A 14217-nucleotide genomic window follows, 5' to 3' on the forward strand; every position below is an offset into this window, starting at 1 on the left:
ATTAAAACTCCGCTAATTTGAAATCAGCGTTCTCTTTTTCATACGCAAGATGTTTTTCGTCAAGTTCTTGGATAAACTCGATGTTATATGGGGTGTTTTGTTCGACTGTACGACGTGCAGCAACCGCGTTTTCTGCGTCAATGTACAGGGAATGGGTTTGTTCTCTTTTTGGGTTGCGGTCTTTTGTTTCTTGATAATAAACTTTGTAAATCATACAAATTCTCCTTTATCTGCCAATGCAGTAGTTTATAGTGGTTCGATTCGGTGCATCACAAAATCAAGGTCCAAGGTAAGCGACCTGAAAAGTGGGGGTCAATAGTGACCGCTGCATGCTTTTTCCAGACAATCGTTGTGAGAAAAAAGAGAAAGCCTCGTCTTTGCTTTCCAAATGTTGTCGTAAAAAATTCACCGGGTTTTGTAAATCGCTTCATTACAAGTAGTATCAGTTTATCATAGAAAAGAAAATAAGTATAGAAACTAGTTGATTTGGAAGGGCTTCCCTGTTTTATCCTTAAAAAAATGCTTAAAATACAGCCCTTTTTTTCTTTGGAAAGTGGGTTACTTGATAAAACGTACTATGATATAGTAAAAGTAATGTGTAAAAAAGGAGGGACTTTTTTGAAATTAATGTGGCATTATACAATGCGCAATAAAAAACTGTTGGTTTTTAATTTCATTTGTGTGTTTGGATTTATTTTGATTGAACTAGGATTACCCACATTGTTAGCTCGTATGATCGATGTTGGGATTCGAAACGGCGATCGCGAGTACATATGGAAAATGGGAATCGTCATGCTTGTCATTACGTTGACGGGGATTGCAATGAATATTTTGTTGGGGTATTTTACTTCACGGATCACAACGAATATCGTAGCCGATATTCGAGATGATCTTTTTGAAAAGGTGCAAGGTTATTCCCATACGGAATATGAAAAAATCGGTGTTTCGTCATTGATCACTCGAGTAACCAATGATGCTTACCAAATCATGTTGTTTATGCAGAATATTCTGCGGATCGGATTGATGACGCCGATGATGTTTGCGGTTAGTTTATACATGGTTATGCGGACAAGCACTAAATTAGGGATGTATGTATTAGGGGCACTCCCAATCTTGTTGATCGCTGTCGTAGCTATCGCTAAGATTTCGGAGCCTTTGTCCAATAAACAACAATCGAATCTAGATAAAATCAATGGTATTTTACGAGAAAATTTGTCTGGCTTACGAGTGATTCGTGCGTTCGTCAATGAGAAATTTGAAGAAAAACGCTTTAGCAAAGTCAATCAGGCTTATGCATCAAGCTCACGCAGCTTGTTCCGGTTGATGGCAACGGCACAGCCGGGATTCTTCTTTCTCTTTAATATCGTAATGGTATTGATCATTTGGTCAGGAAGTGTTCAAATCGAAAATGGGCAGCTGCAAGTCGGTGATTTGATTGCCTTTATCGAATATATCTTCCACGCTCTGTTCTCATTCATGCTGTTTGCGACGGTCTTTACCATGTATCCTCGCGCAGCAGTATCGGCACGACGAATTCAGGAAGCGTTAGATATGACTTCCGAAATTGTGGAAGCCGAACAACCCGTAACAGAAGGCAAGACCAAAGGATATGTGGAATTTAAAAATGTGACCTTTGCTTATCCGGGACACGCAGAAAGCCCCGTGATCCGCAACGTTAGTTTTACGGCTTCTCCTGGTGAGACAGTGGCATTTATTGGTAGTACCGGAAGCGGGAAGTCAACATTGATCCAATTGATTCCGCGTTTTTACGATGTCACAAAAGGGCAAGTGTTGGTTGATGGGATCGATGTCAAAGAGTACAGTTTGTCTGCTTTGAGAAATAAGATTGGTTTTATTCCTCAAAAAGCGCTGTTATTTACTGGAACGATTGCAGAAAATCTACGCTATGGTAAAGAAGATGCCACTCAAGCGGATTTGGAGCGGGCAGTTGAGATCGCTCAAGCGGCGGATTTTATTGCCAAAACTCCGGATGGCTTTGATGCGCGCTTGTCAGAAGGGGGAACGAACTTTTCTGGCGGACAGAAACAGCGTTTGGCAATTGCCCGGGCGGTGATTCGTCGTCCGGAAATCTATATTTTTGATGACAGTTTCTCGGCGCTAGACTATCAAACCGATGCCAAATTACGGGCGCGTTTGAAAAAAGAAACGACCGACTCAACGGTCTTGATCGTGGCCCAACGGGTGGGAACGATCATGCATGCGGATAAAATCATCGTGCTGAATGAAGGCGATGTGGTGGGGATCGGTACCCACAAAGAATTGCTGAAAAATTGTTCGGTTTATTACGACATTGCAGCATCACAATTATCAGAGGAGGAGTTGGCACAATGAAAGCATTCTCTTCTTTAAAACGGTTAGGGCGCTACATCAAACCCTACAAAGTCTCTTTTATTTTAGTCTTACTTTTTACTGTCGCAACGGTTGGCTTTAATGCGGCACTGCCGTATGTGTCCGGATTGCCTACAACAGAGATCAGTCGGAATATTGCAGCGGGAGAACCGCTGAATTTTGATTACATCATCGTTTGTTTGATCTGGATCACCGTTGTCGGTGTGGGCTATTGTTTCTCACAGTTGATGTCTGGACTTTTGATCACAACTGTCGTTCAATCGGCGATGCGTGATCTGCGGCAAGATATTGAAGAAAAGATCAACCGCTTGCCTGTTTCATATTTTGACAAAAATCAGCAAGGAAATATTTTGTCACGGGTAACGAACGATGTGGATGCAGTCAGCGGTGCGATGCAACAAGCCTTGATCGGGATCGTCAATGCCTTTCTAGGGATCATCATGGCGGTAGCGATGATGTTTTATATCAATTCATTCATGGCGTTGATCGCATTGATCATGATTCCAACGTCATTGATTATTTCGCGGACTATCGTTAAGAAATCGCAAAAAGACTTCCAAGGGATGCAAAATGCATTGGGAGATCTAAACGGATATGTGCAGGAAAATATGACCGGGTTTAGTGTGCTGAAAGTCTATGGACGAGAAAAACAAACACTAGAGGGCTTTAAAAAAGTCAATCACCAACTGCGCTATTATGGCTTTCGTTCGGCTTTCGTCTCGGGATTGATGATGCCGCTAGTTCAAATGACCGCCTACTTTACGTATATTGCTATGGCAGTTATGGGAAGTTTCTATGTTATCGGTGGTGTGATCGTGGTAGGGCAGCTGCAAGCCTTCATCCAATACATTTGGCAAGTCAGTCAGCCAATGGGGAACATTACCCAGTTGTCTTCTGTCTTGCAAAGTGCTTCCGCAGCAGCAAAACGGGTTTTTGAGATTTTGGATGAACCGGAAGAACCAGTCAATCAAACCGATATTCCATTGCCAGCGGAATTTCATGGGGATGTTCAATTTGAACATGTTGGTTTTGCCTATGATCCGAAAAAACCGTTGATCAAAGATTTGAATTTTGAAGTCAAAGCAGGTCAGACGGTAGCGATCGTCGGTCCTACAGGAGCCGGAAAAACCACATTGATCAATTTGTTGATGCGTTTCTACGACGTTAACGAAGGGGCGATCAAGATCGATGGCATCGATACGAAGAAAATGGCCCGTAGCGATGTCCGTTCGTTATTCGGCATGGTGCTGCAAGATGCTTGGTTGTATGAAGGAACCATTGGAGATAATATTCGCTTTGGTAAGTTAGATGCAACCGATTATGAAGTGGTGGATGCTGCTAAAACAGCCAATGTGGATCATTTCATCCGGACGATGCCTGACGGGTATGAGATGTTTATCAATTCCGAAGGGGATAATATCTCCCTTGGTCAAAAACAACTCTTGACGATTGCCCGAGCAATCATCTCTAATCCGAAAATCTTGATTTTGGATGAAGCAACCAGCTCCGTAGATACACGATTGGAAGCATTGATTCAAAAAGCGATGGACAAAGTGATGGAAGGACGAACCAGTTTCGTTATTGCCCACCGGTTATCGACAATTCGAGAAGCCGATTTGATCTTAGTTATGGATCAAGGATCAATCATTGAAAAAGGCAATCATGAAACACTCTTAGCAGCTGGTGGTTTTTATAGTCAGCTTTATCAAAGCCAGTTTTCAGAAGAAGCAGAATAACGAAAAGGGACTATGACATAAGTCATCATCCAACAAGTGAAACCGAATCATATGCTATTGCGATAGATTCCTCTGACATTTGCGACGAGGAGTCCCTGCACCGCAGGAGCAATAGTAGGGACTGTGACATAAGTCATCATCCAACAAGTGAAACCGAATCATATGCTATTGCGGTAGATTCCTCTGACATTTGCGACGAGGAGTCCCTGCACCGCAGGAGCAGTTCGGACAGTGTTACTTGTAGGAGACTTATGGCACAGTCCTTTTTTGCAGGAATCCCTTGGCAGATCGCCGCTGTCTTTTTGCGGACTGAGTCAGGGGATTTTCATGGTTTAATGGTTATAATGGTATAGTAGAGAAAGAAAAATGGTAAAGGAGTGTAACAATGGGGATAGTGGATAGTGAAAATAGCCAAAAGAATCAAACAAAGGAAGAGACTGCCGGCGTGAAAAATTTTATTGCGCCTAATGCGACCGTTGTCGGGGATGTCACCATCGGCAGTGAGGCGACAGTTTGGTTTCAAGCAGTGTTGCGAGGGGATGCCAATTCTATTCGGGTGGGTGAGCGGACCAATATTCAGGACGGGACGATCATTCACGTGGATCATGATGCACCTACTATCATTGCGGAAGATGTGACAGTCGGTCACCAATGTATGCTCCATGGCTGTAAGATTGAAAAAGGAGCATTGATCGGAATGAGTTCTATCGTCTTGAACCATGCGGTTATCGGTGAAAATAGTTTGATTGGCGCCGGTTCTTTAGTCACTCAAGGAACGGTCATTCCCCAAAATGTCTTGGCTTTTGGACGACCTGCAAAAGTGATTCGTCCCTTGACAGAAGAAGAAATTGCCAACAATAAAGCCAACATCGCCCATTATGTTTCCTTGGGAAAAGACTATTTGCACGGGAAATATGTTTATTAATGGCAAGCGAAGTCGATCCGACCTCGATTAATGCCGAAAAAAAACCAGCGTGCTTCAGCACACTGGTTTTTTGATGGATGAATTATTTTAAGCTGTTTGATTCCATGATCTCGTCGATCAAGCCGTAATCTTTGGCTTCTTGAGCAGTCATGAAGTTATCACGGTCTGTGTCTTTTTCGATGACTTCGATTGGTTGGCCTGTCCGTTCAGACAAGATTTTGTTTAAGCGTTCGCGGGTTTGCAAAATGTGACGAGCCGCGATTTCGATTTCTGTCGCTTGTCCTTGGGCGCCACCTAATGGTTGGTGAATCATGATTTCAGCGTTTGGCAATGCAAAGCGTTTGCCTTTTTCGCCAGCTGTCAATAAGAATGAACCCATTGAAGCAGCCATCCCCATAACGATCGTTTGTACGTCTGCTTTGATAAAGTTCATGGTATCAAAGATTGCTAATCCAGCTGTTACGCTTCCGCCGGGTGAGTTGATGTACAAGTAAATATCTTTTTCAGAATCCTGTGCATCCAAGAATAAAAGTTGGGCGATGATCGAATTTGCTAAGTCATCCGTTACTTGACCACTTAACATGATGATTCGGTCTTTTAATAGACGAGAGTAGATGTCGTAGGCTCTTTCGCCACGAGATGATTGTTCAATGACTGTAGGAATTAAATTCATTTTTTAGTCCTCCTAAAAATCGATATAGATATAGTTTAGCACAAAGTTTTTGCAATATCTAAAAGTAAGTATACCCAATAGGTCAATAAAGGTCAAATGAAAAGTTCGTTATCTTTTTTGCCTCTCTTTTAAATTATGATACAATAAAGAGAAAGTAAGCATGAAAGGGTCAGGAGAAAATGGCAGTAGCAATTGCAGGTTTTATCGGCGTGTTAGTAGGCGCCTTATTAGTAACGATCATCTTTAACTTGAGAATTCGTTATGATGAACAAAAAGAAAAACGGCGACGGTTGTTGGAACATAAAGTCAAAGAAATCGAAACATTGCTTCAATTAAACCGTAAAATCAGTGAGATTTTACAAAAACGAGTGATCTTGATGGACGAATATGTCAGTTTCGATGCTTTCGATGACTGTTATATAACGATTGATGATTTTGCGTATTTGCAGTCTTTTGCCGCTCAAAACAATTTTTATCTGCCGAATTATTTTTTAGAAGAATTCTTCAAAAAAATCGGTACTCGCAGAGTGATCCTTTCACCGGAAGAAACGGTGAAGATTGGCGGTTACACCTATAAAGGCGGTCGGGTCATCATGGAAAACTTCTTGGATACACTGACAGAGATGGTCAATGAGCGCAAAACGCAGATGAAGAATTTGACCAATGAACCATTGACTTATTTTTCAAAAACACTATAGCTAAATCAAATGAAAATTCCCGCAGCAGCGGGTTTTTTTGTGTCGCTGGAAAAAAGCAAGTCCTGCCGCTTCTTAGAAAAAAGGCAAATGGGTGGTGGTTTGGTTCTTTACGGTTCCATGGTAAAATAGAAAAAGATTGGAGTGAAACAAATGGTACAAATTGTTGCCCACCGTGGCAGTAGCGGTGTCCGTCCGGAGAATACATTACCAGCTTTTGCGGAGGCTGTTCGAGTCAAAGCTGACATCATTGAATTGGACGTTCATTTATCAAAGGATGACCACTTGATCGTGATGCATGATGAGACAGTCGATCGCACCACGAACGGCAAAGGCCGAATTTGTGACAAAACGCTGGCAGAACTAAAAGAATTGAATGCCGGCAGCTGGTTCTCAGATGATTATGCAGCTACAAAAGTGCCAACGTTGAAGGAAGTCCTCGATCTTTTAGCCGCAAAGAATTATCGTGGTATTTTAACGATTGAATTGAAAACCGATCATTACGACTATCAAGGAATCGAAGAGAAAGTAGCGAAGCTGTTAGCTAGTCAAACTTGGCCCTTTACACATTGGTATTGTTCATTCAATATTGATACATTGGATCGATTGTATGCCATTGAACCGCAAGCCACTTTTGACTTTATTATGGGGAAATCGGAAGAGAAACCGCCATTGGCATTGGCGCGCCCTTATATCGAAGGGCTTCATCCTGCTTATGAGTGGGTCAAAGCCCATGCAGACCAGATCGCGGATTATCCGATTGCCATCCGTCCTTGGACTGTTAATACAGAAGCGGAAATTCGTCACTGTCTTACAGTAGGGGTCACAGGGATTATCACCAATTTTCCTGAACGAGTCCGGGAAGTCCAAAGGCAGGTTCAGGAGGAAGGCCATTGATGGAAAAAGTGATCGTTATCGTTGGCCCAACAGCAGTTGGAAAAACAGCATTAAGTATCGAATTGGCGAAAAAGTATCAGGGAGAAGTAATCAGTGGCGACTCCATGCAGATCTATCGTGGCTTAGATATTGGAACAGCCAAGGTAACCACTGAGGAAATGCAGGGGATCCCTCATCATCTGATCGATATTCGTGATAGCCATGAATCCTATTCTGTGGCAGAATTTCAAAACGAAGCTCGCCAGTTGATTACGGCAATCCACCAACGAGGGCATCTGCCTATCGTAGCAGGGGGGACCGGTTTATATATTCAGGCATTGCTCTATGATTACCAGTTAGGCGCCAATGAGGAAAGTGATCCAGCTGTGCGACAGCGCTACCAGCAAGAAGCGGCAAGAATTGGCAAAGAGGCCCTCTGGCAAAAGTTGCATGCGCTAGACCCTTTAGCGGCTACAAAGATTCACTACAACAATGAACGGAAAGTGATTCGGGCGCTGGAAGTTCTTGAGACAACAGGAACAAGTATCGCTGCCCCCGCGGTTGTTCCTGAAGCATTGTATGATTACTTCATGATCGGACTTTCCACAGAACGAGAATTGTTGTATCAGCGGATTAATCAACGAGTGGATCAAATGATGGCTGCGGGGCTGATTTCTGAAGCACAGCAGGTACTGGCTCAGCCTCAGACTCAGGCAGCAAAAGGAATCGGCTACAAAGAATTTGGCCCTTATTTTGCGGGTGAGTGTTCACTAGAAGAAACGGTCGCACAAATCAAGCAACAGTCTCGCAGGTATGCCAAACGGCAACTGACTTGGTTCAAGAATCGTCTCAACCCTAATTGGGTCGATCTTGTCCAACATCCTGAGGACTTGTCTAGGATAGAAAAAGCGATCGACCAATGGTTGGAGGAGAAGGAATGACCCAAGAACGTGTAATCCTTGTTGGAGTAGAAACAGAACGGAATTATTCAACATTTGCTTCCTCAATGAATGAACTAAAAAGTTTGACCAAAACAGCAAACGGAGAGGTGATTTTTTCACTGATCCAAAAACGCCCGCAAGTGGATCGGCAAACAGTGATAGGCAAGGGGAAATTGGCTGAACTACAACAGCTAGTGGATGCCCATGAAGCTGATTTAGTGATTTTCAATCATGAACTGACACCGCGACAAAGTCAGTTGATCGGTGAAGAATTAGGAGCACCAGTCATTGACCGGGTCCAATTGATTTTAGATATCTTTGCGATGCGGGCGCGCTCGAAGGAAGGAAAACTGCAAGTAGAGCTAGCTCAATTAGACTACTTGCTTCCTCGTTTGATCGGACAAGGGAAAAATATGTCTCGATTAGGGGGCGGTATCGGAACGAGAGGACCAGGAGAAACCAAGCTGGAAACGGATCGCCGCCATATCCGCAACCGGATCACAATCATTAAACGGGAATTGAAGGAAGTCGCTGCTCACCGTGATCGGACTCGGCAAAAACGCCGCGATAGTCAAGTCTTTCAGATTGGTTTGATCGGCTATACCAATGCTGGAAAATCAACGATTTTGAATTTATTGACCAGTGCGGATACCTATGAACAAGATCAACTGTTTGCAACATTGGATCCATTGACCAAACGCTGGCGGCTGCCAGAAGGGTTGGAAGTGACAGTGACCGATACGGTCGGTTTTATTCAGGAATTGCCGACGCAACTGATCGATGCCTTTCATTCAACGCTAGAAGAGAGCCAGAACATGGATCTGTTGCTGCATGTGGTGGATGCAGGTTCTGCTGATCGGCAGCAGCAAGAAAAAACAGTTTTAGCATTGATGGAAGAATTATCATTGACCCAACTACCGGTGCTGACAATCTATAACAAAGCCGATCGCATTGATCCAGAGCAATTTGTGCCGACATTGTTCCCGAATGTTTTAATTTCTGCCAAGAGTAGCAAAGGAAAAGAACAACTGATCCAAGCAATCAAAATGGAATTGATGGAAATCATGCAGCCCTATCAAACGGTTTTGGCTGCCGATGAAGGCAAACGCCTGAACCGTTTAAAGAAAGAAACGCTGTTGCTTGCCAATGACTTCAATGAAGAAGATCAAACCTATCATTTGAAAGGGTTCGCTTTACCTGGGGTTGCCGGTCTGCAGCAAACAAATGAAGAGTGATTAAAAAAATGAATGGTCAAAGCTGTGTACAGGGAATTTCTTTCCCTGCCGCAGCTTTTTTTGCTTTTTTCCTAGAAAAAAGTTAGAAAGTCAGCTGCTAAAAGTGCGATACATCAATAGTTTTTCTGTTGAATAGAAAAAAAGGTTCTATGTCACTTTTTCTTACATGGAGGGTTGACAGCTGAAAAAACAATTGGTATAGTTTCAATTAAGTAATACAGGATCATCTAAATGAGGGAGGCGCCACGTTATGCGGGAAAAAGAATTGCGGCGTTCGATGTCTGTCTTTCCGATTGGAACAGTGATGAAATTAACGGATCTGACGGCTCGTCAAATTCGTTATTATGAAGAACAAGAACTGATCCATCCGGAACGCAGTGATGGTAATCGACGGATGTATTCATTAAATGATATCGATACGCTATTGGAAATCAAAGACTATCTATCAGATGGTCTGAATATGGCCGGGATCAAACGTGTTTACGAGATGAAGATTGCCAAAGAGCAAGAAGCAAAGAACAAACCGCCACTGACTGACGAAGATGTTCGCCGAATTTTTTATGACGAACTCCTAGCGCAAGGTGGTCTGAATCAACAACAGCCATTCCAACAAAAAGGTCCGCTGATGTAGACCGATGTTGCGATACGCAAGAATAAAGGTCAAAGGAAGGGAATATTATGCCAAAAATTGAAAGAACTGCCGAAGATATCAAACAAATCGTTAAAGATGAAAATGTCCGCTTTTTACGCTTGATGTTTACAGACATCTTGGGGACGATCAAAAATGTGGAAGTACCAGTTAGCCAATTAGAAAAAGTGCTTGAGAACAAAATGATGTTCGACGGTTCTTCTATTGAAGGATTTGTTCGAATTGAAGAAAGTGATATGTACCTTTACCCAGATTTATCTACTTGGATGATTTTCCCATGGGAAAGTGAACACGGCAAAGTCGCGCGTTTGATTTGTGATATCTACAACCCTGATGGTACACCATTTGCTGGTGATCCTCGCGGCAATTTAAAACGGGCCCTATCAGATATGAAATCTCTAGGATTTACTTCTTTCAACCTTGGACCTGAACCAGAATTTTTCCTTTTTAAACTAGATGAAGATGGCGAAATCACAACAGACCTAAATGATAAAGGCGGCTACTTTGATTTTGCACCGACTGACTTAGGTGAAAACTGCCGCCGCGATATCGTATTGGAATTAGAAAGCCTTGGTTTTGAAGTGGAAGCCTCCCACCACGAAGTAGCACCAGGACAACACGAAATCGACTTCAAATACGCCGATGCAGTAGAAGCCTGCGACAATATCCAAACTTTCAAATTAGTCGTGAAAACCATCGCCCGCAAACACGGCTTGCACGCGACATTTATGCCAAAACCATTATATGGTATCAATGGGTCAGGTATGCACTGTAATATGTCCTTGTTCAATGGAAAAGACAATGTCTTCTTTGATGAAGAAGGACCAATGCAATTAAGCCAAACGGCGTATCATTTCCTAGCAGGTTTGATTGAACATGCTCGTGCGTATACCGCAGTCTGCAACCCAACAGTCAATTCTTACAAACGTTTGGTTCCTGGCTATGAAGCACCGGTTTACGTTGCCTGGTCAGGTCGCAACCGCTCTCCACTGATTCGTGTGCCTGAATCTCGTGGACTGTCAACCCGGTTAGAATTGCGTTCCGTTGATCCATCCGCAAACCCATACTTGGCAATGGCTGTTTTACTACAAGCTGGACTAGATGGTATCCGTCGCGAGTTGACACCGCCACCTGCAGTGGACCGCAACATTTATGTGATGAATGAAGAAGAGCGTGCAGAAGCACAAATCGAAGATCTGCCATCAACGATTCACAATGCAATCAAAGAATTGCGTAAAGATGACGTGATGATCGATGCATTAGGCAAACACATTTTTGCGAACTTTGTCGAAGCCAAACGCTTGGAATGGGCAGCCTTCCGACAAACCGTTTCCGAGTGGGAACGCGAGCAATATTTGGAATTGTATTAATCAAGCAGTACGACGTTTATCCATGTCTGAAACAGATGCATCATTGTCCTGATACTATTAGTCAGTCGTGGCAATGACCCAACAAACCCGCTAGAGAAAACCAATCTAGCGGGTTTGTTCTGTCATCTATTCAAAGTAGAAGACAGGAATCGAACCTGCACCTTGTTTTCGCAAAAATGATAAGAAATTGATTTCTGATCATTTGTAACAAAACAAGTAAAGCACCAAGCTTCCTCTACAAGAATCATTATGACAAGTAGACCCAAAGAATCCATTAAGAAAGTAAGAAAGAAGATTAGTAATTTGTGAATGTTCAGAGAAGTGAGCAGTTTTTCATGTATTCGTATCCAAAAAGAATTCGCAAAAAGTTTGCTTGACTTTTACTAGGCAAGATTGTATCATTCTGTTTGGGCACTCTTGAAAAAGAGTCAGAAAGTTATTTAGAATTTTCGCTCCCTATTCATTTATGGATAGGGAGCTTTTCTTATTTTCTAAGTGCTGATCCTGCAAAATAGTTTAAAAGGAGTTTTTCAGTTTATGACAAAATATATTTTTGTAACCGGCGGTGTGGTTTCTTCAATCGGAAAAGGTATTGTGGCAGCATCATTAGGACGCTTGTTGAAAAATCGTGGCTTGAAAGTAACGATCCAAAAGTTTGATCCTTATATCAATGTTGATCCAGGAACGATGAGTCCATACCAACATGGTGAGGTATTCGTGACCGATGATGGGGCAGAAACAGATTTGGACTTAGGCCATTATGAACGTTTCATCGACATCAACTTGAACAAATACTCAAATGTAACGACTGGAAAAATCTATTCAGAAGTTTTGCGCAAAGAACGTAAAGGGGAATACTTAGGAGCAACTGTCCAAGTGATTCCGCACATCACCAATGAAATCAAAGAAAAAATCATGCGGGCGGCAAAAATGACTGATTCTGATGTCATTATCACTGAAGTCGGCGGAACCGTTGGGGACATCGAGTCGTTGCCGTTTCTAGAAGCGTTGCGCCAAATGAAAGCTGACGTTGGTTCAGACAATGTGATGTACATTCATACAACGTTGATTCCCTACTTGAAGGCAGCCGGCGAAATGAAAACCAAACCAACACAACATAGTGTAAAAGAGTTGCGGGGATTGGGTATCCAACCAAATATCCTAGTGGTTCGGACCGAACAACCTGTGTCTCAATCAACAAAAAATAAATTGGCTCAATTCTGTGATGTTGCACCAGAAGCAGTCATTGAATCCCGGGACGTGGAAACACTTTATTCGATTCCATTGGCATTGCAAGCACAAGGCATGGACCAAATCGTTTGCGATCACTTGAAATTGAATGCGCCAGTAGCTGATATGACAGAATGGCAAGCATTAGAGGAAAAAGTATTGAACTTGAAGAAGAATGTCCGTATTGCATTGGTAGGGAAGTACGTGGAATTGCCAGATGCCTATCTGTCAGTGGTTGAAGCATTGAAACATTCTGGATTTGCTTATGATGCCGACATTACGATCGATTGGATCAAAGCCCATGAACTGACGAAAGACAATGTTGATGAATACTTGAAGGATGCTGACGGTATCTTGGTTCCCGGCGGTTTTGGCGATCGCGGCATCGAAGGCAAGATCGAAGCGATTCGCTATGCTCGTGAAAACGATGTGCCTTTCTTGGGTATCTGCTTGGGTATGCAAATGGCTTGTGTGGAATTTGCCCGTAATGTCGTTGGACTGGAAAATGCGAATTCAGCAGAAACTGATCCAGATACAGCGAACAACATTATTGACTTGATGGCAGATCAAGAAAACATTGAAAACTTAGGCGGTACCCTGCGTTTAGGCTTGTATCCATGTAAAGTTAAAAAAGGAACAAAAACAGCAGAAGCCTATGAAGGAGAAGAAGTCGTACAAGAACGTCATCGTCACCGCTATGAATTCAATAATAAATACCGCGAAATCTTTGAAGCAGAAGGCATGGTCTTCTCAGGTGTTTCACCAGACAATCGCTTAGTTGAAATCGTTGAGATTCCAGAAAACAAATTCTTTGTTGGTTGCCAATTCCATCCAGAATTGATTTCACGACCAACACGTCCACAACGATTGATCAAAGCATTTGTTGGCGCATCACTAGACAATCGTGGGTAACACATATAGTAACAGATTAAAAACCAGCCGTTGAGCTGGTTTTTTTATGCTTTACTCCACAGATCTTTCTAGAGAACAGATATTGTGGGTTCGAATAAAATACGAGTTTCAACTAATCCTCGCCAAGTCAAACTTGAGCAGAATTTAGTTGTGATAAACATTTTTTCAGTATTTACTCTTGATAAGAGAAGTTTCTCGTTGTTCATATAGCGTATTCGCTATATAATAGAGTTAGGAGGTTGTGGGTAGTGCATAGCACAGAATTCGATTGGGGCAAAGAATTTGACCAGTTTTTAAATTCACTTAATAGGATAGATAAGGTAAAACTTGTTGCTATGATTAAGAAGATTGAAGAAGTAGGTGTACAGACAGCTGCTCGACAGCAATGGGTAAAGAAGCTTGAAGATAATTTGTATGAGATTAGAACAAGGACAAACGAATCTTTTTTAAGGGGAATCTACTTCCAAATAAAGGATAATAAGTACTATATTACACATGGATTTAAAAAGAAAACAAGTAAAACGCCAACAAAAGAAATAGCAAAAGCTAAAAAACTTAGAGATAGTTATTAAGCAAAAACATTACTTGCGCTAACCCTAAAATAC

General features: G+C 42.3%; 13 protein-coding genes. 11 read left to right on the forward strand and 2 right to left on the reverse strand.

Annotation, left to right across the window (positions count from 1 at the left end):
- Nucleotide 1: 1 nt before the first annotated feature.
- Entirely contained in the window at nucleotides 2-214 is a 213-nt protein-coding gene (locus Q0A12_RS06500; protein WP_291291849.1) for a DNA-directed RNA polymerase subunit epsilon, read from the reverse strand.
- Nucleotides 215-618: 404 nt separating this feature from the next.
- Between Q0A12_RS06500 and Q0A12_RS06505 the strand changes: the two genes are divergently transcribed.
- The 3 genes from Q0A12_RS06505 to Q0A12_RS06515 all read left to right on the forward strand — a co-directional run bounded on the left by Q0A12_RS06505 (nucleotide 619) and on the right by Q0A12_RS06515 (nucleotide 5031).
- Nucleotides 619-2352: an ABC transporter ATP-binding protein gene (locus tag Q0A12_RS06505; protein ID WP_291291850.1), complete on the forward strand. Its 1734-nt coding sequence runs from the start codon at nucleotides 619-621 to the stop codon at nucleotides 2350-2352.
- Complete coding sequence (locus Q0A12_RS06510) at nucleotides 2349-4106, forward strand: ABC transporter ATP-binding protein (RefSeq protein ID WP_291291851.1); 1758 nt, start codon at nucleotides 2349-2351, stop codon at nucleotides 4104-4106. Before Q0A12_RS06505 ends, Q0A12_RS06510 begins: the two co-directional genes overlap by 4 nt.
- Before the next feature lie 385 nt (nucleotides 4107-4491).
- The gene (locus tag Q0A12_RS06515; protein ID WP_291291852.1) at nucleotides 4492-5031 is read left to right on the forward strand and encodes a gamma carbonic anhydrase family protein; all 540 of its coding nucleotides are present in this window, start codon (nucleotides 4492-4494) and stop codon (nucleotides 5029-5031) included.
- 82 nt (nucleotides 5032-5113) lie between these two features.
- Here the strand turns inward: Q0A12_RS06515 and clpP are convergent, their stop codons facing one another.
- Nucleotides 5114-5704: an ATP-dependent Clp endopeptidase proteolytic subunit ClpP gene (clpP, locus tag Q0A12_RS06520; protein WP_003127359.1), complete on the reverse strand. Its 591-nt coding sequence runs from the start codon at nucleotides 5702-5704 to the stop codon at nucleotides 5114-5116.
- A gap of 179 nt (nucleotides 5705-5883) precedes the next feature.
- Here clpP and Q0A12_RS06525 point away from each other — a divergent pair, with 179 nt between their 5' ends.
- The 8 genes from Q0A12_RS06525 (at nucleotide 5884) to Q0A12_RS06560 (ending at nucleotide 14184) form a co-directional block, all read left to right on the forward strand.
- Nucleotides 5884-6402 carry a hypothetical protein gene (locus Q0A12_RS06525; protein WP_291291853.1) on the forward strand — a complete coding sequence of 173 codons (519 nt, stop codon included), beginning with the start codon at nucleotides 5884-5886 and terminating at the stop codon, nucleotides 6400-6402.
- 150 nt (nucleotides 6403-6552) lie between these two features.
- Nucleotides 6553-7296 carry a glycerophosphodiester phosphodiesterase gene (locus Q0A12_RS06530; protein ID WP_291291854.1) on the forward strand — a complete coding sequence of 248 codons (744 nt, stop codon included), beginning with the start codon at nucleotides 6553-6555 and terminating at the stop codon, nucleotides 7294-7296.
- A complete protein-coding gene (gene miaA / locus Q0A12_RS06535; RefSeq protein ID WP_291291855.1) occupies nucleotides 7296-8216 on the forward strand; it encodes a tRNA (adenosine(37)-N6)-dimethylallyltransferase MiaA in 921 nt (306 codons plus the stop codon). Before Q0A12_RS06530 ends, miaA begins: the two co-directional genes overlap by 1 nt.
- Entirely contained in the window at nucleotides 8213-9451 is a 1239-nt protein-coding gene (gene hflX, locus Q0A12_RS06540; protein WP_291291856.1) for a GTPase HflX, read from the forward strand. Before miaA ends, hflX begins: the two co-directional genes overlap by 4 nt.
- Before the next feature lie 250 nt (nucleotides 9452-9701).
- A complete protein-coding gene (locus tag Q0A12_RS06545) occupies nucleotides 9702-10082 on the forward strand; it encodes a MerR family transcriptional regulator (protein WP_003127364.1) in 381 nt (126 codons plus the stop codon).
- A gap of 47 nt (nucleotides 10083-10129) precedes the next feature.
- The gene (gene glnA, locus Q0A12_RS06550) at nucleotides 10130-11470 is read left to right on the forward strand and encodes a type I glutamate--ammonia ligase (RefSeq protein WP_291291857.1); all 1341 of its coding nucleotides are present in this window, start codon (nucleotides 10130-10132) and stop codon (nucleotides 11468-11470) included.
- A gap of 537 nt (nucleotides 11471-12007) precedes the next feature.
- Nucleotides 12008-13612, forward strand: coding sequence for a CTP synthase (locus tag Q0A12_RS06555; RefSeq protein WP_291291858.1), 1605 nt, complete (start codon nucleotides 12008-12010; stop codon nucleotides 13610-13612).
- 248 nt (nucleotides 13613-13860) lie between these two features.
- Nucleotides 13861-14184: a type II toxin-antitoxin system RelE/ParE family toxin gene (locus tag Q0A12_RS06560; protein ID WP_291291859.1), complete on the forward strand. Its 324-nt coding sequence runs from the start codon at nucleotides 13861-13863 to the stop codon at nucleotides 14182-14184.
- Nucleotides 14185-14217: the final 33 nt, after the last annotated feature.

Origin of the sequence: Enterococcus sp., from assembly GCF_022711995.1 — a bacterium.
In the GTDB taxonomy this organism is placed as follows: domain Bacteria; phylum Bacillota; class Bacilli; order Lactobacillales; family Enterococcaceae; genus Enterococcus_D.